The organism is Schlesneria sp. (genome assembly GCF_036405755.1).
GTDB classification, from domain to species: domain Bacteria; phylum Planctomycetota; class Planctomycetia; order Planctomycetales; family Planctomycetaceae; genus Schlesneria; species Schlesneria sphaerica.
The window spans coordinates 1-2,228 of sequence record NZ_DASWWZ010000658.1 but is presented as its reverse complement, the minus strand read 5'-3'; the positions used below and the strand labels follow the sequence as shown (position 1 = coordinate 2,228).

Here is a 2,228-nt window from a genome sequence, read left to right as displayed (position 1 = left end):
CCCAAGCTGGTCGATCTCGAGGTACTCCGGCGTTTCCTCGTCCCCTGCCCCAGTGAATTTCTCGCGGCAACCCCTGTTTGCTCACTGGTCAATAACGTGAAGTACGACAGTCCCGAGTGTCTGAAGCAAGTGACCGAAGTGCGGACACTGTTCTAGAAACACTTCAATTATCGCCGATGTGTCGGGCGAGGTTGTTTTATTCAGAATGCCACGGAAACCACAACCTATCCTCGTGTTATTCACACCGGTATACTTGCCGGGGCTTCGAACTGATACATGCCTGACTTCATTCGAAGTCAGTGGCTGATAACGATTCGATCCTGCTCGGTTCAACGAGGGATTCGATAATGATTCGTCAACGTACTCGACAATTCCGTCCGTGGTTGATTGCCGGATGTTTGTTGTCTGTGTTTCTCGCCCCGGTTCTGACGAATGGCGTTCTGCTGCGTGCAGCCGAGGACGCTGAGCCTGCAAAAGAGGCGAACCCGACCGAGGACGATGTCCGACTGCTGAAGGGGCTGTTCCGGGAACTTTTCAACCCGAGAGCCAATGGCCAGCGCCGCCAGCGTGACATGGGCGAAGGGGGACTTCGGTCCACGGACGAAGGAGACGAAGAGAGCCCTCGCGACTCGATCGACAGTCGGGCCCCTCACGACACCAAGAATGAACAGGTGCTTCAGGCCGCGGAACTGGCCGTTCGACAGAAAAACTGGAAGCAGGCCATCGAACTGCTTCAGAAGTTGCTCGATCAGTCGGAAGACTCACTTCATCGTTCTGCGGGCGGATCGTGGCAGTCGATGCGAAAAACGGCCAATCAGATGCTTGGGCAAATGCCCGAATCAATCCTGCAGGAATATCGCGGTCAGTACAGCGGGCTGGCTCAGCAGCAGCTCGAAGCAGCGAAACGAAGCGGACTCACCCGTGACTTTGTGAACGTCGCAACTCGCTATTTCCACACCCCCGCCGGTTACGAGGCTGCGAACTATCTGGGCTCGCTGCACTTTGACCGGTCTGAGTTTGGCCTGGCGGCGCGGTGGTTTGAAGAGCTGATCGCATCACCGGCAAGCCTGACCCGTAACGACCGCTGGAAGCTTCAGGCGATTCTGGCGGTGGCTCGATCGGGAAAACAGGCCGAAGCCGACGCCTTGCTCGAGCAACTTTCACAAGGTCGAAGCACGCTGGTGACGTTGGGTGGGGCCAGTCTTCCAGCGGCAGACTGGCTGGGAAAAGTTCAGTTCAGCGCAACGCCACAGACCTTGGCCCTGGCCGACTGGACGCAGCTCTATGGGACGGCGGCTCGTCTGGGAACTGCCGTGGGGGGCGACCCTCTGCTCTCACCAGACTGGTTCTTGCCACTTACCTCGAGCCATACGGTGCGGAATGCCCTGAAGTGGCTCGTGCAGGATCTGCAGGATCAGCAACGGGCTCAGATCATGGCCTCTTCACCGTTAGTGATGGACGGCAGGGTCGTATATCGGGATCTGAGGGGCATTCGCAGCGTCGACCTGGAAACCGGAAGGCCGCTGTGGGAAAGCGTGGAAGGGATTTCGCCGGAACGGATTCTGGGTGGCTTACCCTCGCAGCAGATCGATTTGCAGGATGGCTGGCGGCTGCGCGGTAATGCATTCCAGAACATGAACGAGTTCCAGGGATCGGCTGCCGAATACAGCCCCTTGACGAGTCTGCTGTTTCGCGATGGTGCTCACGGAATCATCAGTGGCGATGGCAACCAGTTATTCGTCATCGAAGAGCATGGCATTCTGTCCCGCAATCAACCCGGTCAACACTGGGGCTGGGATGGAAATCCCGATCCGCAGGATCCGTTTGGACTTCCCTGGAAGACGAACCGCCTCGTCTCGTACGACCTGCATACCGGCCGAACACTCTGGACCCTGGGGGGCAGCGAATCTCGGGAATCATTCGACCCGCCGCTCGCCGGAACCTACTTCTATGGGACCCCTGCCGTTGCGGGCGAAGAACTGTTCGTGGTGGCCAGTAAAGGAGATGACATCCGGCTCTGGTCGCTGGACCGCCAGTCGGGATCTCCGTTGTGGTCGCAACTGATCGCTTACTCGGACACGAAGATTGATCTCGATATCGCCCGGCGATGGATTACGTCTCAAGTGGCAGTCGGCGACGGAGTCATCGTTTGTCCCACGACGGTCGGCTGGATCGTCGCCATCGACCAGTTGAGAAAATCGGTGCTCTGGGCTCACCGATACGCCCCC

At 58.2% G+C, this 2,228-nt stretch carries 1 protein-coding gene; it reads left to right on the top strand.

Annotated features, from left to right (window positions below; genetic code table 11):
- Positions 1-347 precede the first annotated feature (347 nt).
- A partial coding sequence (locus VGE80_RS21780) for an outer membrane protein assembly factor BamB family protein (protein ID WP_440594107.1) occupies positions 348-2,228 on the top strand: 1,881 nt, incomplete at its 3' end.